Source organism: Pseudomonas sp. CP-1 (genome assembly GCF_021213715.1).
Classification (GTDB): Bacteria; Pseudomonadota; Gammaproteobacteria; order Pseudomonadales; family Pseudomonadaceae; genus Pseudomonas; species Pseudomonas aeruginosa.
In genome coordinates this window covers 146,624-168,680 of the sequence record NZ_JAJQKY010000010.1, presented here as the reverse complement: position 1 = coordinate 168,680, position 22,057 = coordinate 146,624, and the positions used below count along the sequence as shown (strand labels likewise).

13 protein-coding genes and 1 pseudogene are annotated in these 22,057 nt (G+C 54.7%); 5 read left to right on the top strand and 9 right to left on the bottom strand.

The genetic code is table 11. From position 1 onward, the window contains the following. Nucleotides 1-103: 103 nt before the first annotated feature. The 4 genes from LT948_RS20490 to LT948_RS20475 all read left to right on the top strand — a co-directional run bounded on the left by LT948_RS20490 (nt 104) and on the right by LT948_RS20475 (nt 4,644). A complete protein-coding gene (locus LT948_RS20490) occupies nt 104-328 on the top strand; it encodes a SymE family type I addiction module toxin (protein ID WP_042169143.1) in 225 nt (74 codons plus the stop codon). A 395-nt stretch (nt 329-723) separates the two neighbouring features. Next, a complete protein-coding gene (locus LT948_RS20485) occupies nt 724-1,104 on the top strand; it encodes a nucleotide pyrophosphohydrolase (RefSeq protein WP_003155927.1) in 381 nt (126 codons plus the stop codon). A gap of 27 nt (nt 1,105-1,131) precedes the next feature. After that, entirely contained in the window at nt 1,132-2,988 is a 1,857-nt protein-coding gene (locus LT948_RS20480) for a DUF2075 domain-containing protein (protein ID WP_033866997.1), read from the top strand. 270 nt (nt 2,989-3,258) lie between these two features. Next, a complete protein-coding gene (locus LT948_RS20475; RefSeq protein WP_033867000.1) occupies nt 3,259-4,644 on the top strand; it encodes a tyrosine-type recombinase/integrase in 1,386 nt (461 codons plus the stop codon). Between the two features lie 306 nt (nt 4,645-4,950). Here LT948_RS20475 and LT948_RS20470 read toward each other — a convergent pair whose 3' ends face one another. The 6 genes from LT948_RS20470 to LT948_RS20445 form a co-directional block, all read right to left on the bottom strand. Further along, nucleotides 4,951-6,201: a hypothetical protein gene (locus LT948_RS20470; RefSeq protein WP_209392489.1), complete on the bottom strand. Its 1,251-nt coding sequence runs from the start codon at nt 6,199-6,201 to the stop codon at nt 4,951-4,953. 62 nt (nt 6,202-6,263) lie between these two features. After that, complete coding sequence (locus LT948_RS20465; RefSeq protein ID WP_124166587.1) at nt 6,264-7,130, bottom strand: hypothetical protein; 867 nt, start codon at nt 7,128-7,130, stop codon at nt 6,264-6,266. Further along, nucleotides 7,123-8,790, bottom strand: a complete 1,668-nt coding sequence (locus tag LT948_RS20460; RefSeq protein ID WP_079380325.1) for an AAA family ATPase — start codon at nt 8,788-8,790, stop codon at nt 7,123-7,125. The genes LT948_RS20465 and LT948_RS20460 overlap by 8 nt, the downstream gene beginning before the upstream one ends. A gap of 291 nt (nt 8,791-9,081) precedes the next feature. Beyond that, entirely contained in the window at nt 9,082-11,151 is a 2,070-nt protein-coding gene (locus tag LT948_RS20455; RefSeq protein WP_033867001.1) for a 3'-5' exonuclease, read from the bottom strand. Between the two features lie 47 nt (nt 11,152-11,198). Then, complete coding sequence (locus tag LT948_RS20450; protein ID WP_224049935.1) at nt 11,199-14,225, bottom strand: site-specific DNA-methyltransferase; 3,027 nt, start codon at nt 14,223-14,225, stop codon at nt 11,199-11,201. Further along, nucleotides 14,222-17,317: a BPTD_3080 family restriction endonuclease gene (locus LT948_RS20445; RefSeq protein ID WP_121498069.1), complete on the bottom strand. Its 3,096-nt coding sequence runs from the start codon at nt 17,315-17,317 to the stop codon at nt 14,222-14,224. The genes LT948_RS20450 and LT948_RS20445 overlap by 4 nt, the downstream gene beginning before the upstream one ends. Before the next feature lie 246 nt (nt 17,318-17,563). Here LT948_RS20445 and LT948_RS33360 point away from each other — a divergent pair. Next, nucleotides 17,564-18,005: pseudogene (locus LT948_RS33360) on the top strand (IS66 family transposase zinc-finger binding domain-containing protein); the annotation flags it as partial. A 312-nt stretch (nt 18,006-18,317) separates the two neighbouring features. Here LT948_RS33360 and LT948_RS20435 read toward each other — a convergent pair. The 3 genes from LT948_RS20435 to LT948_RS20425 all read right to left on the bottom strand — a co-directional run bounded on the left by LT948_RS20435 (nt 18,318) and on the right by LT948_RS20425 (nt 22,057). Further along, nucleotides 18,318-19,694: a hypothetical protein gene (locus LT948_RS20435; protein WP_224031555.1), complete on the bottom strand. Its 1,377-nt coding sequence runs from the start codon at nt 19,692-19,694 to the stop codon at nt 18,318-18,320. A gap of 55 nt (nt 19,695-19,749) precedes the next feature. Continuing rightward, nucleotides 19,750-20,802 carry a hypothetical protein gene (locus tag LT948_RS20430; RefSeq protein WP_004350171.1) on the bottom strand — a complete coding sequence of 351 codons (1,053 nt, stop codon included), beginning with the start codon at nt 20,800-20,802 and terminating at the stop codon, nt 19,750-19,752. Between the two features lie 424 nt (nt 20,803-21,226). Beyond that, nucleotides 21,227-22,057 (bottom strand): DUF7281 domain-containing protein, encoded by an 831-nt coding sequence (locus LT948_RS20425; protein ID WP_218816331.1) that lies wholly within the window; start codon nt 22,055-22,057, stop codon nt 21,227-21,229.

Genomic DNA, 22,057 nt, shown 5'->3' with positions numbered 1-22,057 from the left:
ATGCCCCCTCGCTACCCTGCCGGCCAGGTGCTGAACACACCTTCTCTAGGCGGTTAGCCGCTCCCGAAAGCCAAGCGGTTTTTTACCTACACAGGAAAAAATCATGGCTACCCAGAAATCCCCTCTTTCGAATTCTCGACTTCTAACGATCGGCTACCAGCTCTATGAAAGCCGTCATAGCGATTGGGAACGTCGTGGCAAGCCACGGCAAATTCCCTACCTGCGCTTGAGTGGCGACTGGCTGGAGACTGCGGGCTTTGAGGTTGGCTGCAAGGTGAGCATTCAGGTCTCCAGGCGGCGCCTTGTCATGCAAGTGGTTGAGGATTGAGGCCAAGCGCCCCTCGGGCAGAGGGTATCTGCTCAGGGGGCGCTGGTTTATCTGTGAACCTTCATCCCATTCCTGCCGCATCTCGCCCTGCGCTCGCGCACCAGGCATCGTAGGAAAACGTCGCTCAGACAGCGTTGTCTCCTCGAGCTGAAGCCAGCATGGGAGAGCAAGCTCAGCAGGGAGCGAACTCCTGGACCGCAGGAAGCAGCAAAAAACCTATGGGTGGCTGACGATTCGCCGGGAGCATATCCGACAGCTTGTAGCCCCCCTATCCCATGAAGAATCCCTACGATCTTTCTCCCTTCGTCTGAAGGAAGTATGGTGGCGGGCAATGGCGTCGCAGACGCCCGAGGCCCCGCCTCGTCGCCAGCCCGAAAAGATTCCTGGATATCGCCGTGACAAACGCATCGCCCCCCTCCTCCCTGGTAGACGTCGGCCAGCTCGCCGCCGCCCTCGAACGTTTCGCCGCCGAGCGCAACTGGGCCCAGTTCCACTCGCCGAAAAACCTGGTCATGGCCCTGACCGGCGAGGTTGGCGAACTCAGCGAGATCTTCCAATGGATGGACGAGGAGCAGTCGAAAGACGCCGCGCGCCATCCCGATACCGCCCAGGCGGTGCAGGACGAACTGGCCGACGTACTCATGTACCTGGTGCGCCTGGCCTCGGTCCTCGGCGTCGACCTGGATGCCGCCGCCCGGCAGAAGCTGGAGCAGAACAACCGGAAATACCCGGTAGAGAAAGCCCGGAATAGCAGCAAGAAATACGACCAGTTCTGAAGAAAGGCCATATCAGGGAAGATCGACGTGATCGTTTACGAAGCGACCAAGAAGCAGTTCCTGCAAGACAGCGACAACGACGATATCGAAGAGGTGATCCTCCAGCATTTCAAGGCAGTCACCGGCAAAAGCGTCGGAAACTCGGAAATCAACTCGTGGAAAGGCTCCCTCGGCTACATGGCCAAGGTACTGCGCGACGAGGAAATGCCCGACGACACCGGCCTGGCCATCGAGTTGCATATCCCCCAGACCTCCAAGCGCATCGACATCACCCTCACCGGGCGCGACGAGTCGGGAGCCAAGAACGCGGTGCTGGTCGAACTGAAGCAGTGGAGCAAGGCCAGCGCCACCGGCAAGGACGCCATCGTCCGCACCGCCCTGGGCAATGGCCTGCGCGAGGTCGTCCACCCCTCCTACCAGGCCTGGTCCTACGCTACCCTGCTGGAGGGCTTCAACGAGGCGGTCTACGAGGCAAGCATTTCCGTCCGCCCCTGCGCCTACCTGCACAACTACCCGCGCGACGGTGTGATCGACTCCCCGCACTACCGCGACTACATGGAAAAGGCCCCGCTGTTCCTCAAGGGCAAGGACGAACTGGCGCGCCTGCGCAGCTTCATCAAGCAGCACATCAGGACCGGCGACGCCAAGGAAGTGCTCTATGAACTGGCCAACGGCCGGATCCGTCCGTCCAAGGCCCTGGCCGACTCGCTCAGGGGCCTGCTCGCCGCCCAACCGGAGTTCGTACTGATCGACGACCAGAAGGAAATCTACGAGTCCGCCATCGCCGCAGCCAGGTCAGCCTCCGAGACGCATCCCCGTGTACTGATCATCGAGGGCGGCCCGGGCACCGGCAAGACGGTGGTCGCGATCAACCTGCTGGTCCACCTCACCGGACTCGGCCTGGTCGGCAAGTACGTATCCAAGAATGCCGCGCCACGCAAGGTCTACGAATCCAGGCTGGTGGGTTCCATCACCCGCAGCCGCTTCTCCCACATGTTCACCGGCTCCGGCGGCTTCATCGAGACCGAGCCCAACACCTTCGACATGCTGATCGTCGACGAGGCCCACCGCCTGAACGAGAAGAGCGGGCTCTACGGCAACCTCGGCGAAAACCAGATCAAGGAACTGATCGAAGCCTCCAAGTGCGCCATCTTCTTCATCGACGAAGACCAACGCGTCACCCTCAGCGACATCGGCAGCAAGCAAGCCATCCGCGAGTTCGCCAAGGCGAAAGGCGCCACGGTCGAGGAATACAGCCTCGCCTCGCAGTTCCGCTGCAATGGCTCGGACGGCTACCTCGCCTGGCTCGACGACGTGCTCGACATCCGCCCGACCGCCAACCAGCAACTCGACGCCAGCCAGTACGAATTCAAGGTCTTCGACACCCCCGAGGCCCTGCACGCCGCCATCGCCGCCCGGAACCAGGACAACAAGGCCCGCGTCGTGGCCGGCTACTGCTGGCCGTGGCGCAGCAAGAAGGATCCCCGGCAACAGGACATCGTCATCGGCGACTACCAGCGCCAATGGAACCTCGACCAGGACGGCAGCCTCTGGATCATCGCCGAGAACTCCATCGAACAGGTCGGCTGCATCCACACCTGCCAGGGCCTGGAGGTCGACTACATCGGCGTCATCATCGGCCCGGACCTGATCGTCCGCGACGGCAAGATCATCACCGCCCCCGAACAACGCGACCGCTACGACAAGTCCATCCGCGGCTACAAGAAGCTGATGAAGGAAAAGCCGGAACTGGCGCGCAAGGAGACCGACCTGATCATCAAGAACACCTACCGGACGCTGATGACCCGGGGGATGAAGGGGTGCTACGTGTTTTGTACGGATGAGGAGACGGCGAGGTATTTTCGGGGGCGTGGCGGAAGGTAGGACAGCTTCCAGAGCATCGTGGACGCGTCATGCAAAGAGATGGGGACGAGGAGTTTTAATATTCTACCCCTTGTACCCCATGCGCTTATTTGGTGGATTTCCATAGATCACCATGGACAACCACAAACAACGTAAACCCTAGTATTCACGGGGCTTTCAGGCTATTTTACCTTCCTGCAGCGTCTACCATCGTCCACCACCAGCCAAGCGTTTCGGTGGCACAAAAGTGGCACAAAATTCGGGCGCAAAAAAATTTACTAGGGGTAGAGAGTGGCCAAGCTGACGATCAAACAACTGGAGGCTTTCACTGCTGAAGATCATGGAAAGGTCTTCCGAGAGGATGGTGGACTGGTTGCCGAGGTGCGAGCTGGAGTGCGCGGAGTCACGGTTCAGTTCAGCTATGAATTCAAACTAGATGGCTCCCGAACTCGAAAGAGGCTGGGCAGCTGGCCGAAGAAAAGCTTGGCGCAAATCCGATCTGAGCGCGACGAAGCGCGGGCACTCGTCACGAAAGGTTTGCACCCTACCCTTGCCGCCAAAGCAGCACGGATCGAGGCACAAGCGGCCATTGTCGCTACGATTGCTGAGGCCGAACGTGAAGCAGCCGAAAACAAAACAGTGGCAGACCTATTTGACGAATGGATACGGGATGGCGTCTCCCGTCAGGATGGCAATACTGAACTGATCCGCAGCTTCAAAAAAGACGTACTCCCCCTCATTGGCAAGAAGCCGCTTCGCAGCCTGACAGAGAAAGATCTACTCACCGTCCTACGCTCAGTCAAGGCACGCGGCCTGAACCGTACCGTCGTGATCCGTAGCAAGGACATCGGCCAGATGCTGCGCTGGGGAGAAAAACGTAAGCCGTGGCGCGCCCTGATGGCGGACGGCAATCCCGCCGACCTGATCGACGTCAACAAGCTGCTCGATCACGACTACGAAGAACAGCGCGACCGCCTGCTTTCGCCAGATGAGATTCGTGAGCTGCGCGATATCTTCGAGCGCCTGGAGCGCGATTATGAGGACTTACCTGCCGGCCAAAAGTACTCCGGCATTCGTCCGGTCAACCCGCGCGTTCAGTGCGCTGTGTGGATCTGCTTAAGCACGCTTTGCCGTATCGGTGAGCTACTCAAATCTGAATGGCGGCATGTGGATCTGGATAAAGGTACCTGGTTCATTCCAGCCGAAGCGACCAAAGGCCGCAAGGGTAAGCGCCAGGACCACCATGTCTTTCTTTCAGCCTTTGCTCTGGAGCAGTTCAAGCAGCTTCACAAAGAAACCAGCGATACACCGTTCTGCTTCCCTAGCAAGGACGGCCAACGCCACGTTGATACCAAAACGGTCAGCAAGCTCATCGGAGACCGGCAGTGCCGTTTCAAGAACCGCAGCAAACCTCTGGCCGGCCGGCATCATGACGACTCACTTGTACTGAGCAAGGGAGCCAAGGGGGAGTGGACGCCACATGATCTGCGTCGTACTGGCGCGACCATGATGCAGGAGCTGGGTGTGACACTGGAAATCATCGACCGCTGCCAAAACCACCTGCTGGGTGGCTCCAAGGTACGTCGGCATTACCTACATCACGACTATGCGAAGGAGAAAACCGAGGCCTGGCAGCTACTTGGAGAGAAGTTAAAAATGCTCATGCTACCCACATGAAAGAATTAGTGGCTAAAACTGCTACTTGGTCGCTTACATGATCGCCTACCTGGAAACCCATAAGCATCGTTCCTCACCCTGAAGGGGCCTGGCCGGCTATATCGAGCGCTCTATAGCTGGCGCCATTTTGAACCTCGAACTGATCTGGTGGAGTGGGCACACTCAATAAACAGCCATTTGCAGCTTTCTGCCTCAACCATTCAAGGAGCCAGCCTTCCATTCAGGCGCATAACCACACACTTACATTTAAGGTCCAATTTCCAATCACTAAATTCGACAGCTTTTAACTATCCGCTGAAATCTCAATCAACTATCGAGCCAGCGCTGCTCCTCCAGAGCAATTAGCTGTTTCATTCTCTGCATGCTGGGTGCCGATGCAATTTTACGCCTGGCAGAAACCTTCTCCGGCGAGAATTCATTTGGAAATTGATTTACATAATTAGAAAATGCCGCTTGAAACTCAAGCTCCCCGGAACGCGCACATAACATTCTACGTTGCGAGTCGTCAAGCAGCATAACTCGAATGGGATTTATACGCAGCAACTCACGCCATTTAGCGTCCAATGAAACGAAATAAGGAATATAAAACGAGCCAAGATTACTCTGGGTAGCCAGTCGCTCCATAAGTCGAAGGTGCATTATATCCCAAGCCATTGATCTGACCTTGGTTAGAACATCCTTAGACGCCCCAGTAATTGGACCAAAGAAAGGAGCAACAACCTTACTGGATATGCCCCGCCAAATCAGACTTAGCTCTGTCATCGGCACGTACCCTAAGTCGGAGACACAAAAATCCAGAAGACCTGTCAAAATACGACTTGGTTCCTTCTTCTGAGACTCATGCCATAGGTTGGCAAACCGTAGCAGCAACGCCTGCACTCCAAGAGCACCTGCCTCGTGTTGTATTATCGCGTCACTGGTATAGAGGCTGCTGATAAATTGCTCAGCATCGATACGAAGATCCTCCCTCAGACGATCTTCATCAAGATTGAATCTTAATTTACCAGTATCACCAAACTCCTCCCAATCCATTTCATCTAGCATACGAAATGCAATGAGCGTGTTAACTGGCCGCTGATTTTCTGAATTATCGCGAGACAATCTCACATTTTCGTAAAGGAAAGGCAGCACATCAAATTGCACGTAAGGATTACGCGCCTTCAGGCGCAGCACCTCCAGCACACGCTCGTGATTGATACCGCCCGATGTCTCCCTGAATACTAATGCCCTCATACGCTCAGCAAAATTTGAGTCAAAGCTCAGTGAGTAATCTATTCGAACATTAGATCGACCACCAGTTAGTATTGCCTGGACCCCCGTATGCCGAGAAACGAATGATGCCCTCGGCCCCTCAAAAATAGAAGTTACATATTCACACGAGTTAATACCCAACCCCATATCAAGATTAATACATCCAGAATGGCCAGAGCATATAACTGCGCGCATATCAGCATACTCTGCCGCACGATCGCCTTCCATTTCTGACCATGCAGATTGATCGTTATATACAATCGCCCGATACATAATATCAATTGCCGCATGCTGCACCACAAACACACCTCCCTTATTTCTAAAAATGCAAAAAACGGCACCAACACAAAACAGAATCGCCACTATTATCAAACTAGTGGACCATTCGCCGAACGCCCGGGAGCATGTATCTTCTGAAATAGCCAGTCCAATACATGCTGATCAAGCAAGCCGCCCACAAATATGGAATTCCAGTTATTCTTACCCCGATGCACATCGTCGAGCATATCGAGCTCATCCTGAAGCACGTCCTGAAGCTCTTTAAGAGTTTGCGGATTATGCTTTAGCTCTCTCACAATCAAACTCGGCTTTCGGCATAAATCTATCCATCTATCACGAATATATCCAACGATCGCCGTCCGTTTGACAATTGATCGAAAATGGAAGTCGATCGCCGCATAATCTGGATGCGTATTATCAACACACAGCCGTAGCCCCACTCGAGGCACTGCTCCAAGATCTTCGAAATGCGCCGCAATTAGTCGTTCGGCAAGGCAATCGTCAAAATAAGGATGCAGAATGCGCTCGCTTAAATTTGGTCCTACCAGGAGCTCTTTTCGCTTACTGTTGCATTTACACGCAGGCACTAGGTTTAGGGAAAAGACTGCGAATGCACCGTAACCATTTTGTGGAAGCAAGTGATCAAGAGTTCCACGGTGAAATGAGCCGCACATTGGACAGGTTAGATGCTCCGTCGCCTCGCGCATCGTCGTGATGTGCTTTAACTCGCTCGGTGGTGCCTTGTAGTGAGCCTTCAGATGAGCCTCCACCTCAGGTGGTATATTCACCCTTGCGACAGCAAAGGCGTTACCACGCGCCCCCTCGTACTGCACATAAGCCTGCTGAATATTCGTGACAACATTCTTTAGGCTCGGATAACTTGCAACCCGCTCATTATTAGATAAATTCTGCAGCGCCACTCCGTCATTTAAAACTGGCCGCGGAATCTTATTCATCGGCCGCCCCTATCTCCATCGACTCCCTTAACGAACCTAATACCTCTAAAGAGAGCTCGTCCTTATACCGTGCATATAAATCTTCCCAAGTATTAAATCTTGCACACAGGCGCTCCTCCACCCTCATGGCTAGTCGTGAAGGCTCGTCCTCACCAAAAACAAAATATGAGATAGCTCCGACATCCGCCCCGAATGTCCGTAGCGCGGGCTGCTCGACTCTTACGTAACCGTCCTGATCATTACGCAATACCGCTACCTGCTCCTGGAACACCTCCCGAACAAAGTAAGCGGAGTGGGTTGCGATTATCGCAGCGGACCCTGTTTGGCGGAGCAGACTATCTAACAAAGAAACAAACTGGCTGATGAAGTTAGGATGCAAGTGAGTTTCTGGCTCGTCCAGCAGCAACAAAGAACCATTTTCCACACTAAGACTCGCCTGGGCAGCAAATCGCAAAAAGGAAATCTCGCCACTACTCAGAGGATAGCCAACGCCGCCAACCACACGAATCGGTTCTTTTCGAGTATCGACCGCAGCAAATTTTTCGAGGACCCTTTGCTCGCCCCCAAGCCTCAGCTTGCCCAACGGTATAGGTTCGCTCTCTCTGACTGGCAAACAGATCTGCTCCCAGTTATCGATTGCTTCCAGTGCTTCCAGAAAGATATCCCATCGAGACGATTCCCCGATGTACTCCTCCGAGCGAGCAACTTGGAGCACCTGGTCAGCCACACCAGCCCCTTTCCGCAAAGTCCCCATGCGATTGAGCGAGAAACGGCGATACCAAACTCGAGGGCGCTTGCGCCTATCACTTGGGAAGACAGAGCCTGCCTCATTGGTTGGTGCGAAAGCGAGAATACGATTAACCAAAATACGCCCTCCCGCCCCTCCATCCACAAGAGACTCATCTCCTTCCAACGCAGCACGAACTATACGCCCAAGAGTTTGACTCTTTCCGACACCGTTCTTGCCAATTATTACCGCAATCCGCTTCGGTAGATCTGCCTCATGATCAAATCGGAATGTCAGATCATGCGCGCTCTGCCGACCTGGCAAATGGAATTTAATAGATATTGACTTGGACAATCGGTGGAACTCTTCAAACTCAAGCCCCCGCAGAATCGAACCTGCATTTTTATACGCAAAATAAGACTCCGAATTTCGAACGAACGACTTCAAGAAAACATCAGCCTTGGCAGCTAAGTCTAGCCAATTAGCGTTAGTTTTAAACTCATTCAGAGCAACGAGATCCCTCATTGCCTTCAAAACTTCAGCTGATCGACTCGCGCCGAATTTTTTCACTATGCTGCGGTACGCGTCCATGCTCGGCAACATAGTGTAAAACCGGTGCGAGTCGGTTGCAGGTATCGCTAGATTGTCTACGCCCCGAAGTATCTTCTCCAGTGGAACCACACCATTTGGATCATCTGGAGAGGTAGTAATGAAGCCAATGAAAGCTACCGTAGAGTGTTCAGCCTCGTCCTCTGCCAAACGGATGCGGACCTCAACCCTAGTGCGATAACCAAAATCATTCCAATTGTCCTCGCTAGGAACAATAAGTACCGTGTAGGCAGGAAGTTGCGTCCGCAATGACGCTTGAGCTCCAAATGTAACAGTAATCTTTTCTTTGCCCAACCCTGCCTGCTTGCCACTACTAGAAACCATAGCCTCTCTGTTCCCTACTGATAATTATCAGCTTCATGCATACCGCCTAACCTTGACGAACCTGAGTCGTTCGACACAGTTCCCGCTATCGTAGCTACCTGATAGGAAATTACCTACCCAAATCGAGTATTTGCTATCAGTAATCTACTAAAATCAGTAAAAAAATCTAATTAACTTCGACTTACTTCCTGAGATCAGCCATTTTACGGCATGCTCTGATCTCACTCTATCGTCAAGGGTCAGCTCTAGCAGGGAGAAACTGCGGATGCACTCTTTTATATCTGGTCATGATTACCGAGGCTTCACTAGATCGTCCAAGAACTCCGAAGCAGGGCTCACACTTGTAACTAGGAGTTCATCTCTTGCTCGTGTACAGGCGACGTACAGGAGATGACGCTCAGTGTCATAGACCTCTTGCAGGTCAGCATCATCGCCCACCGTTTCGATCCGCTCCTGCAGCGGGATCACTTCGTCATCACAGGCCATGACAACCACTGCCCGAAACTCCAGGCCTTTTGCCAAATGCATAGTGCCAATAGATACGTAGCCGCTCTCTGTATCCACATGCTCGTCCAGTACCTTGAATGGCAAGCCCGCTGCCGCCACAGCCTGCGATGCTCGATCCACCTGGGCCTCTGAACGAACGAAAACCCCAAACTCATGGGCCAAAAACCCAGCCTGAGTCCGTGCCCGAAGCCAATTGGCAACGCTTTCGATCTCGTCGTGTATCGTTTTCAGCACATGAACGGTTGGCTGTGGGCCATTGAACACTGATACCGTGTCACTCCGATCTTCGATGAATCCGTCCACATCAGTCACCGTCGGGCCAAGCAGACGGTCAGCCTGCAGTCGAATCTGGTGCGAGGTGCGGTAATTGATGCGCAGGGTTCGCGAGCGCCCCCTCACATCGACACCCAACGATTTCCATGAGAAAGGCTGTTGGAAGATGCGTTGCCCCAAGTCGCCAGCAAAAAACAACGCATTCGGGCGGCCGCTACCAATTGCAGCGAGAAACCTGAGGTGTGCGATACCAATATCCTGCGCCTCATCAACGATGGCGTGATCAAAGATTACCTTGCCATTCTCAGCAACCTTCGCGGCCAAAGTCGTGAAGACCTCCGACATCGTCAGTAGGTTGAGTGCCCTCAACTCGACCTGCACGCGTTCAAAGATGCTCCACAGCACCTTGCGCTGAGCCTCTGGGAGGCGTGTCTTACGGCCAAGGCGTGCTACATCGCGATAAGCTTCCCACCTCTTCAGTTGCCAAGAGTCGACCACCTGCTCCCATTCGGTCAGCAAGAAGTGCGGGCTGAATTTATGGCCACCTACAACCTGGCTGGCCGCATCGATCAAAGAACGGATCTGCTCGCGACTCGCCACGGAAACCGCTCCAATACGAGACTTGTAAAGCCGCAGACCTATCGCCTCAAGCGAGTAAACGTCGATGCGCTCAGCCAAGCGGGGCTCATTGCTCAGCAACCATTTCAATTTTGCCTGCAGTGCTTTCGCCAGTGTGTCGGAGAAGGTAGTCAGTAATACGCGTGCTTCGGGGTTAGCTCGCACTAGCACCGCTGCACGGTGCAACGCCACCACTGTCTTACCTGTACCTGCAGAACCGGAAACTCGCGCAGGCCCGGAATAATCGCGTTCAACAAGTTGCCGCTGCTCTGGGTGCAGGAATACCGTCCATTTTTCCCAAGGGCAGTCGAGCGCACGCTGCAGCTCCTCAACATCCGCCATCACACGGAAGCGGCGCTGCGCGTCCGGGTGATCGAAGGGGCTTTTCTGTTCTGCAAGGAAGTCCAGAATTCGCGGCTTGCCGCCAGTCGCGAGTTCGAGCAATGCCTCAGCTGCCTCGGCAGGCAGGTGATCCGCCAAAGTCAGCAGAGAGTTTTCTGTGACCTGTCTTACATCCGCCAGCCATTCCGGAGGGACGCCGTAGCTCAAGAGCTCATCATCGGACGTTCCAGAAAACAAAAGCACAGCGTCCGGCTTTTGTTGCACGTATACCGGAACCAGGATTTCCTGAACCGTCTCGCGGATTTCGACTAGCTGCGCAGCGCCCGTCTTGGGGTGCGTTTCAAGCTTTCTACGTTCGGCCCAGGCGTATGCCTTGTCATGATGATCGACGTAGCACAGCAACAAACTGGAATCACTGCGATGGACGATGATACGAATGTCACTACTGACCCGCACCGACCAGAAACTCTTGTCCTTCGCCTTGTCGAGCTTGTGGAAGCTCATGCCAGGGTTGGCGGGGTTCAGCTGCAAATCGAAGGCCGTCGTTTTTACGGCCTTCTGCTCTTCACCCGTCAGGCGAGCCAGGCTATCGGTAAATGTGTCCGCGATCCGGAAATCCATACCCACTCCGCTTGTCTCCTAAAGGCCAAACCGTGTCCATGGAATGCTCAGTTGACCTTGAATACCTTCATCACTTCATCGCCCAGGTGATTGATCACCTTTACGGCAATCCGACCGGACTTCGGCTTGGGAAAAGGACGGGAGGTATCACGGTTGAGCGAAGCCCAAGCTTCAGCGTCGATCTCGGCCTTGAGCGTGGTCTTTAGAGAGCTGTATGGATCATTCGCACCCAGGAAGTAAGCATGGCGGACGAAGAAACTTTCTTCGTTGTAATCGGTGTCGATGAACCAGCATGCGATGCCGTCGGCACCATCGCTGATGACTTCTCCAGTCTGAGGTTTAAATACATCTACACCTCTTACCTCCACGACATAGTTTGCAGGAGGTATTTCCGGTGCGTACTCCTTGAACTTCAAGTCACGAGCAAGCGCTCTCTCCGCATCATCAATCTTGAGTTTGATCGTGTCAGCGCCGTCATCTTTCGTCGGTCTCTCTTTACTTACTTTAGATTCCTTCTTCAGAGCTGTGAGCCTATCTCTCAACTCATGAATTTTCTCATTCAACTGAGGAGTGCGATTCGCAATCGCAACCAGCTCATCGCTAACTGCTTTGCTTCCTCCCTCCCAAATCATCACATCAGGCTCACCGAAGATCACGAAGAGATTGCCCTTGCCGGTGTTCTTCAAGTCTTCAGCCATGTGAAGGTCGGCGTTCATGCGAGCCTTAAGCACTGGCAACTTGCCGAGTTTGGCGAACTCAGTGGTGTGAGCCTCGAAGTTGAAGGCGCAGGCAATAAGAACATCGAAACCCGCGTCTGCAGCTTCACGTGCAGCTGCCACCAAATCAGCGCGCTGCACCGTGCCGAATTCGGGGCCGATGAAGATAGCCGCGCGCTTTTCATCCTCGCTTTCCAGATAGCGACCTTCCGCACACACCAGTTCACCAGGCCAGGGTGTGAGCGTGGTGAAGCTGATGCGGTCTTCCTTATGCGCTTGCTGTACCCCGGCAGTTTTCAGGTTCGCCAGAATCATCTGAGGAAAGGATTGCTTTGCCGCATAGTCGGCCCCCGGCTCAGAAACCTGCAGCGAGTCAATCAACTCGTCATCCTCACCTACTCCCAGCGTGCGGTGCGGACTAAGGCTTTCCACCGTGAAGGGGCCAGCAACACGCACCGCTTTCTTGTTCTCATAGGGCTTGTGGTAGAGATACTCGAACGCAGCCTTGGCGCTAATGGAGGCATCCATTTCTTTTTGCCGCGCAATACGTGCCCGCCACCAGTCGGCAAGAATTTTCTCGGCCTGCACCGGCCACTCCTTGCCCGCTTCGCGAGGAATCTCCCATTCCTGCCAGGATGTCTGTAGCAACTCGTTCAGTTGCGCGCGCAGTGGTTCTAGTATCTTTTCCCACTGCTCCCAGATCACATCGATCTCTGAATTGTTCGAGATAGATTTCAAGGAGACGTGTGGCACGCGCTCGTAGACGAAACCATGACGGATGTTGTTATGCACCGGTTGACTGCTCGGCGGTGTACGAGTGACCTCAGCCTCTTTCAACTGACCATCGCGAGAATCAGCAAGCAGGTAATAGGGATAGCGAGCCCCCATGATACGGGCACGTGCTAGGGCTAACGCCACGCGTGAAGTGTCAATGGTGATCCAGCGACGCCCCCATTGCTCGGCTACAGTGGCGGTAGTACCGGAACCACAGGTTGGATCAAGGACAAGGTCACCGGGGTCAGTGGCCATAAGGAGGCAACGCTCAACAACAGCATTCTCTGTTTCCACCACATAAACTTTCTGCCCCCCAAAACCAGATGGCCTGAGGTCGAGCCAAGAATTATTAACCGGACTGGCGCGCCCCTCTTCTCGGTAGTTCTTCCAAAGCAAACTCTTCCCAACAGAATAAAGATATCCAGCGCGCGAGACACGGGCCAAACCATCATTACTTGTTGACCACCCCCGACTTCCAGAGGGGATATGTTGCCTACCTTGGAAGACAAAAGGCACTCGGGAGTTTTCGGAGCCAGTCTGCGAGCTCGTATCTGTTAACTTAAGGATTCTTCCCTGAGGCCTAGGTGCCTCTCCTGTCTTTTGCTTTACAGACAGATCGATTACTTCTCCTGACTCTGTTTCGACACATACGTAACGTTCGTTTGGATTATCAATGGCAGGCTTCTGAATCACGACTTTCCGCTTCTTCAGACTCCCAAGACTCTTCGCATACCAGACTAGGTAATCCGTCACCGATGGTATCGCCCCTCCGGATTGCCCGGTGGTTTTCGAGAAGGTAATTAGTCCCGCAAAGTTATCCTCTCCAAAGACCTCATCCATTACAGCACGAACCCGGTGAACATTCTCGTCGCTAATTTGGACGAAAATAGATCCTGAGTCCGTCAGCAGATCCCTCGCTACGGTGAGCCGGTCGCGCAGGTAGGTAAGGTAGGAGTTAATGCCATCGCGCCAAGTGTCGCGAAAGGCTTTGACCTGCTCGGGCTCCCTTGTGATGTGGTCTGCCTTGCCATCTTTCACTTCGCGGCTTGTGGTGGACCACTGGAAGTTGCTGTTGAATTTGATGCCGTAGGGTGGGTCAAAATAAATGCACTGCACCTTTCCACGCAGGCCTTCGCGCTCGGCGAGGCTGGCCATAACCTGCAGGCTATCTCCCAAGATCATGCGGTTGGTCCAGTTCTGGTCGTGCTGGTAGAACTCGGTCTTGTCCGCCCCCTTGGGGATGCCGTTGAAGTCTGAAAACAGGTCAGCCGTGGCCTGCCCAGCACCGTGCTCACGCTCTCGTGTCTCGCGCAGCAGCTCGTCAATCAGCGCCTTGGGATGCACTTTTTCCTGAATGTAGAGCGGCGGGGCGTTGACAACGAGATCGCTCCAGTCCTGTTCATCTTTACCACGCCAAACGAGCTGAGGATCGAGATCGGCGTTTCGCGGATAACGAATCTGCTTTGGCGTTGAAGGCTCCTGGACAAAGGATTGCTGCTCGGCGGAAGGGATGTTTTTGCGCTTAGCGTCGTCGTGCTTGATGGTTTCGACAGTCTTGAGTTCGGGTTGCTTCGCCATGGTCATGCTTTCTCGCTGTCGGCCAGCACGGTGGCGGACTCGATCATTTTGTTGAATTCGCTTTCGATTTTTTCAGCAAAGTCGTGCTGCATCTGGAATACGTCGGTGAGCTCAGCAAAGGCCCAGCGGCCGTAGCTGCCGAGGTGATTCACGCCGGGCACCCAGTAGGTATCCATAGTGGACTTCTTTTCCACCGCGTCTTCGCCGCGATAGCCCTTGATCTCAACAACGAGGTTGAGCAGATCGTCAGGGCCGCGGCCATCGTCGACACGTACGATGAAGTCCGGCAGATATTTTCGCGTTTCCGAGCCGAAGCGGTAAGGCACTTCGAAACCGAGACCGTGGTTCTTCACGTAGGCCCGCACTTGCGGGTGCCGCTCGGCGACACGGCAAAACTCAGCCTCCCAGTCGCTATCGAGGACCACCCAGTTGATGTGGCTGTACTTAGAGCTGGTTTCCCAACGGCTGGTCTTGGAGGTGTTAAAGCGCACATTCCGTGTTGATCCACTGGGGTTGTATGGATCAAGCAGCGCCTTGATGGGGCGGTCACCGAGAAAGTGACGAGTAATGGCCGCGGTGATCTTGTTGCAGGCCATGTCGGCCAGTTCCTGATACATCAGCAAGGCGGGATAGGTATCGCCTTTGCAAATGAGACAGGTCTCCAGCCATTCCTTGGTGATGCGTTTGAGCTGGCCGAAGAGGTGCAGCTTGGGTTCTTCGCCGGGGTCTCGCCACTTGGTGTAGAGCAAATGCTGTGTCAGGTTGAAAACCAGGCTGGAGGGGCGCATGTCCCCAAGATGCTGGAGCGTCATATCTGCCGACTCGCCAATGATGCCGGCATTTTGCGTTTGCGATGGGCCTACCAGCGCGGGCGTAAGCACGAGCTTGGACTCATCGTTGAAGTCAGCAGCTAATCGCTCCTCAGGCAGCTCAACTCGATAGCCTTCGACACGCGGAAAGATAATCTCCAACGCATCGCGTTCAGGGCGCATCGCTTTGACCTGCACAGTTTCGCGCGGTGTGGAAGGCGTTGCGATTACTGGTTTGGCGGTGAAGTCGAAGGGGATTCCGAACACATCGGCATATTCGACGTTGAACAAGCCCTCGTCATTCAGCTCGTAGGATTGACGGCGCAGAGCGCGGCCAATTACCTGCTCACACAAAAGCTGAGTGCCAAAAGCGCGGATGCCTAGTACGTGGGTAACGGTATTGGCATCCCAACCTTCTGTGAGCATTGATACCGACACAACGCAACGGATCGAGCCTCCGAGCTGCCCTGCCTTACCGACTGTGTTCATGACCTCGCGAAGGAGCTCCTGATCCGTGACATTGTCAGCCGCGCGCGCGTCTCCGCTGCGTTCAACGATCTCACGGCGGAAACGCTCAATTTCATCTGCAGCCATGTTGCGGAAGTTATCGTCCAACGCATCACCAGCTTCGAGCTGTTCGCTGTCGATAAGCAATGTGTTTGGGCGCGGTAACGGATTGCCGTGTTCATCGAAGTTGCGAAACAAGGCAAGGCGGCCATTTACCGGTGTCGATGTTCCGTCGTCGTTCTTGCGAGTGAAACCTGAAATGTAGTCATACACCAGCTTGGAGATAGCGGTGTTCTGGCAAACGATGATGAAGCAAGGCGGAACACTGATCCCAGCATCCTGCCATCTTGCGTAGGTCTTCTCGTAGTGCCCGTAGAGGGCTTGCAGGGCTGTCTGTAGCCTTGTCGGAAGTTTGAGTGGATCGAGATCCTGATTGGAGCCACGCCCTTTCTTAGGCATGTCCTTGCGGATGTTTTCCCACAGGTTGCGAAACATCGGCATCTCATCGCCAGTGATGTTTTCAGCAACAGGGACGCGTGGCAGCTTGACGATGCCGCACTCGATGGCGTCCATCAGTGAAAAGTCGCTCATCGTCCACGGGAACAAGGTGCCTTCAACATAGCCAGAACCGGCCAGGAAGAACGGTGTAGCCGAGAGGTCGATGACACGGTTGATTCCCAGCTTGCGATTTACCGCTTCCAGCCCGGAAATCCAGAGGCGAGCTGCTTCGTTCTCGTCTTTGGCGTGCGCCTTGGCTTCTTTCAGGGCTTCCCCTGTAAGCGGATTACCCTTGTCATCAATGTAGTCGTCATCCGACGCAGGCTTTTCCCGGTAGCAGTGATGCGCTTCGTCGTTGATGACCATGATGTTCTTCAAGCCCATCAGATCCGACATCACGCGCTGAATCATCTGCCCTTCAGTTTCAAGCGTTTGGGGATCATCACCAGTTCGCCCTTTGAGCAGTTGTCTGCCGCCCTTTGAAATCTCAATACGCTCACGCAGCTTGAAGGCGTGATAGTTGGTAATGACGATCTTGGCCCGGGCAATGTCGTCAAGCATGTCACTCGGAACAAGCTCGCGTTCCTTGTAGTAGCTATCCGGATCGTTGGGCTGCAGCACGCGCAGACGATCCTTGATGGTCAGGCCCGGCGCACAGAGTAGAAATCCGCGCGTGAAGCTCTTGCTGGCAGGGCTACGCACCGCGTTGACGGTCTGCCAGGCAATAATCATCGCCATAACTGTCGTCTTTCCCGCACCAGTAGCGAGCTTTAGCGCCAGTCGTAACAACTCAGGGTTGGCGTCCTTGTTGGCAGCCGCGAGGTGTTCCAGCAGTTCCTTTCCAGACTTGGATAAGGGGGCGACCTCGGTAAGCCAAATCGCCGTTTCAACTGCTTCGACCTGGCAAAAGAACGGGCGCACGCCATGAAAGTCGTGATGCCGCCAATGCTGGAGCAAGCGTGCCGTTTCGGGGGTAACCTGCCATTGGCTGGCTGGCAGCGCACGCCATGTATCTACATGGCCGCGCACCTTATTGATGATCGAGGTAGGGTCGTATTGCTGCTTGCCGCTAGAAAGCCCTTTACCTTCGTCAAAGAGAAAGCCCTCCTGCTTCAGAGTCGCTTTCTGCTTCTTGGGCTTTGGAATTGGCGTGATGAACTGTGCTTTGCGCCGGTCTTCAACAATCTTCTGTGTCGGCTGACCGGTTTCATCTAGCTCCCAGTGGCGGCTAGGCCTCTGGTATGGTGAATTGAGGATTGGGTGATCGAAAAACGGATTCGACATAGATAAAACCTGCGCTCCTTGGTCGTGTCGTGCGGCTGAGCAACGTACTAGTCACACGATGCGTTCCAACCGTATCGGCACATGCTTGGGATTAAGCCTTCCGCGTCCCATTGCCGAAAAAACAAAGGATAACTGTTTGTGATGCCGAATTGGTGGCGATCTGAATTTGCGCAGCGGACGGCTCCTGTAGCCGAAGCGCAATTAGGCCAATGGCCTATCGCGCCGGGAATCCTCACCCTCGGTGCCATAAATCCTGCTGCTTTCGATCACCTAAAGCCTAAACAATTGCCTCAACTGACCGCGCCTGCACCAGCGACTTGACCGCCTGGAAACACTCAACCAGCGGTTGAGCCATGAGGTCGCCGTCCTGCGGCGCCACCGCTTTGCCCTGCCTAGAGAACAGCTCAATGTCGACTAGCTCAACCTGCTGGACGAGATGATCGATGCCGATATCGCCGCCATCGAGTCGGAGCTTGAGGGTGCACGATCGGCCCCTGCCAAGTAGGCGGTACGCCAGCAACCTAAGCCGACGACTCTGCCGGCAGAGCTGCCGAGTACGCTGATCTATCACGAGCCGAACAACACGCAATGCGCCTGTGGCTGCCAGCTCAAGCGCACCGGCGAAGATGTCAGTGAAAAACTCGACTACCCCCCAGGCACCTTCACCGTCGAACGGCATATCCGTGGCTAGTGCTTCTGCGAGGCATACGAAGCGCTGATCCAAGCGCCGGTGACCGCGCAATCGACATGGGATCCCGCGCTCACCCCTCTTATGTCAAGCAAACCGCTATGTGCACAACCACTGAAGAGTAAAATCTAAAGGGCCAAGCAGATGCTGCCAAAGGACTGAGGGTACCGAAGTCCACTGTACAGCAGATTGGATACCCGCGACCGAGTAAAACAGCTCACCGCAATCAAATGGCCCAATGGTGAAACTTCGCCCCTATGCGAAAGCAAAGATATCTTGGCCACAATGTACAAAAAAGGGGGCTTCCGCTTTTTACGACGGCTTCGCCGGAGTTCTCCGTTGGGGTATCCACCTCGACTGGGGCGCCGGATCGCTGGAAGAAGGCTGCGGGCTCGCAGAGGCTGGGGCGGGGGGCAAAGAAGAGGCTGGCGGTGTAACCATAGTCGGAGCGCTATACACGAAGGCGAAAGTTGCAATTCCCAGCGCAGCGGCACCGAGCATCGTCAAGCCTTGGCAACTGACCCTGTAGAAGAATCCCTCCGCTTGCTCAATGGGGTCATCAACCATTTTTTTGAACTCAGCCTCGGAGAGAAAGCGATATAACTTCGGCTGCCAATCATGGCGCAGCTGTCGCTGAATGTTTATGAATTTCCGACCCGACATCACATTGAGCGTCGTATATCCAAATGCAACTGCCATTACGAGCGAAATGAGGTATGGGTTGATTTGCAATGTTAGTCGCGCGACGATCAAGCCCATGCCCACAGTCAGCGCCGTAGAGATCGCCGTGATCGCCTGGCGGGTCGCATCTGTCGCCTTCGAAGTTTCCTCAGTAACAGCCTTGCGAAGGTCTCCCAAAGATTTGAGGGTATCTTTGGTGATCTCTGAAACCGACATCTGATAAGCGATCTTCGCGCAATCCAACGCAGCAGAAAGATTCTCCTTGAAGTACTGCTGCACCTCTCCATCTGCCCTACCAGATCGGGCAATCTCTGCAGAAAGCAGAATATGCTTAACCTCGGCTTCCCGTGCATTCTCGAACACCCAAACTGCGGCGTCCTGGACGACATCGAAGTCTTTCAGAGACATCTGGGTGTCGCCTTCGACCGCTTCTTTGATCGTCAGATTCAGCTTGGGCGGCCCTTTGAAACTGAGATTGCTCCCGGTAGTGTCGATCTCGTTCGCAAAACACCGACTCAAAGCATCGAAGGCATACATTGCCCAAACCATGTGCAAAGAATCATCACCATCCAGGCCATGCCCTTCTGCGAGCAACCAATGGCGCACATCCTCTGGCACAGTCCGGACATTAGCCGACTCCTTCACCAGAAGCCGGGGTGATTTAGTCAGCGGAGACTCGACGAAAGCCTCTACTTCACCCCAATCGCTATACGACCTTGCACGAGTGTTGAAGGGCTTGGTCAGGCCGAGCACATGCCAATGCTGCGCAGAATATCCCTTGTCGAGAAAGCCCTTGAAACCCTCCTCTGTCGCCACATACAAAACCTCAGCCCGAACATGCGCCCCCAGAAGAGGCTTTTCCAGCTCAGCACGAAAGGGCCCGAAGTCTTCGTCACCGTCTTCGACTTCGGTTTCGATACCCGCGCTGTCAAAGATCGTGATCGACCAGGTAGCAGCGGAGGCTGCCTGAGCAATTGCCCGGGCGGCCTCCGCTTGTAGGTCAGACACGATGAGGGTTGTCTTTCCCTCAGTAATCAGCGCCTGGCGCTTCCGTGACAAGTCGTTAAGAAGGCAGGCCAGTCTTTGGTGTGACAACGCTGTCCTCCGTGACCCTGTCTGTATCTACGATGATTTGCTTCTTATCCCCCTTCAGATCTACCACCGTCACATTGGGGTTCTCTGCCCTGTCGGGAAACAAGATTGTGACGCCTTCGGTCGTGACGATCTTGCGCATGTATGGCTGCCGAAGGATCCGCCGATCGGGCTTGAAGCTGAGCTCGTGTAGCTTGCTTTTCCTGACACGGCTACGCGTCTCACGCTCCAGACGATTGGCTACTTTCTCATCTTCAGGATGCCCAGCAGCCAGCATCACTGCCTCAACGATCGCCTCTTCATCGATCCGTCTACGGGTTCCGAGATTGGCCTGGGCTTTCTTCAGCGCTTTGGCCACATCCTGGCCTGGCAGATGAGCTATGCAACTCTGGAGCGCCGCTTTGAGCACCTTGCGGGTGATCTCGCTCAGTTCCGTGTCAGAGACCGCCCTGCTCACAGCCAGGAAGTCAGCGAAGTAGTCCGTGAGGTCTACGCCCTGTTTCGTCCGATCAGTAGCCGAAATGTTCTGGTCTGCAACACCGCCGACCACACGGACGAGTGCAGTTTTCTGAATGGCCCTCTTTTCATCCACCAAGGCATTCACGATACGGCGCAGCTTCTTCCCAGGAGCTCCGTCGTTCTGTTCCAAGGCCAGCTTGTAGTCGTATTTGATCAGGCTATAGATCTTCACATCGGGGTCTTTGACCGCTAGTTCGAACATCAACAGAACCCCATCAGCACTGCCGACCACGTGTTGCCGGTTGAAGCTGGCGGCCAGGCTCTGTGCACCATCAACAAACGATGTGTCTCCGGCTGCAATAGCTTCAATTTCTTTCCGGGTCGTGGACACAGCTTTAAACATGAAGACCGGCGCAGCAGCCATGTCCACAATTTTACCGATAAAGAATGCCTCCTCCTCCAAAGCCCGCTCCGGCATGGCCTCAAAGTGCTTGGTACCCACCACGTGCAGGATCATCCGGGTGATCTTGAGTGAATCTGTCTCTTCGTCCGAAAAAAAGCTCATGCGATCTCCATATAGGCATGCCCTCCTGCACGGAAAGAGAAACCACTCGTCTCGGCAGGCGCCTTGGCGGCGATGGCATCAGTTGCAGCCTGTTGAGGCTGGTGCCACCCAAAATCATGGGATTAGACGTAATGCTGTGGTCGGAGCATATCCGTAAACACTGGCAAGCAGCCAGTACGTCAAGGCAGCGTGCTGCATGGTCGAGTAGTCTGGCATTGCACGAACGGCGGGGAGGGTCTGGAGACTCTGCATGAAGTCCATTCAGGGCAGAAAAATGGACTTTGAGATGCACCGCTGGATGCCAGTATCTACGGAGGTAGTTTAGGGAGGATATTGAACTGCGGGAGTTGAGCCCTAGGAAGCTGTATCTATCACATCTTGAATTCTGCCGCTTAGTCGCAGGAATGGGCATAAGTGATCACACTCATCTCAACGCAATGAGTTCCAGAACCTGGCCTGCCATCGACTCCTGAGAAATCGCCAAGCGGCGGCGGAGCATATTGGCCACGATGGCGCCCCCTCTCCTTTCTAGCCACTCCACCGCGGCAGACTGCCTATCGAAATCAGCAGGTTTGTTGAGGCGTGCCTCAAGAATGCGTGCGATCGTCGCCGGCGCTGGCACCACCACCGCCGAAGCCCCAGCAGTCAGCGAGTTCATCAGGCCCTGCGGGTCGTAGTCTGGAAAGCTGATTAAATCGGAAATCCCCTCCCTCGCAGCAGAAACAGCCCTCGGCGACCACTGTCGATCGCCCCGGAATAACATAGGTACGTCCTGAAGCTCTGCCGGCAGTTGGTAACGGTGGGCCGCAATCATAACGCTCAGGTTCTCTACCAGCAGCACCTTCTCGACTCCATGCAAATCGATGGCCTGGACGTTCAACGTGCCGCCGCGGGGGTGCTGGTATTCACCTGATGGCAGTAGAACCCTGCCCGATGGATGAGCGACCAGCACCAGGCCCTCGCCTACCGCCCGGCCACTGATCTTTTCGTTTCTGGAGATCGCCGCCAGAGCCAGCCTGTCCCCCTCGAGCGCCGCCGTGCTGTGCTCCAGCGGATCCAGAGACATGACCTTTCTCACCAGCGCCAGCAGTGTCTGGTGATCCTCTGCGGTCAGCACCAACGCCGATGTACCGTGCTTCGTCCCTACGCCATAAAGCTGGTGGATCTGCCGCCAGGTATCCGTAAGGGAGATTTTGTCCTTGTTGCGCCGCACCGCATTCATGATCGCCGTCAGGTGGCGCTTATTGGTCAGCAT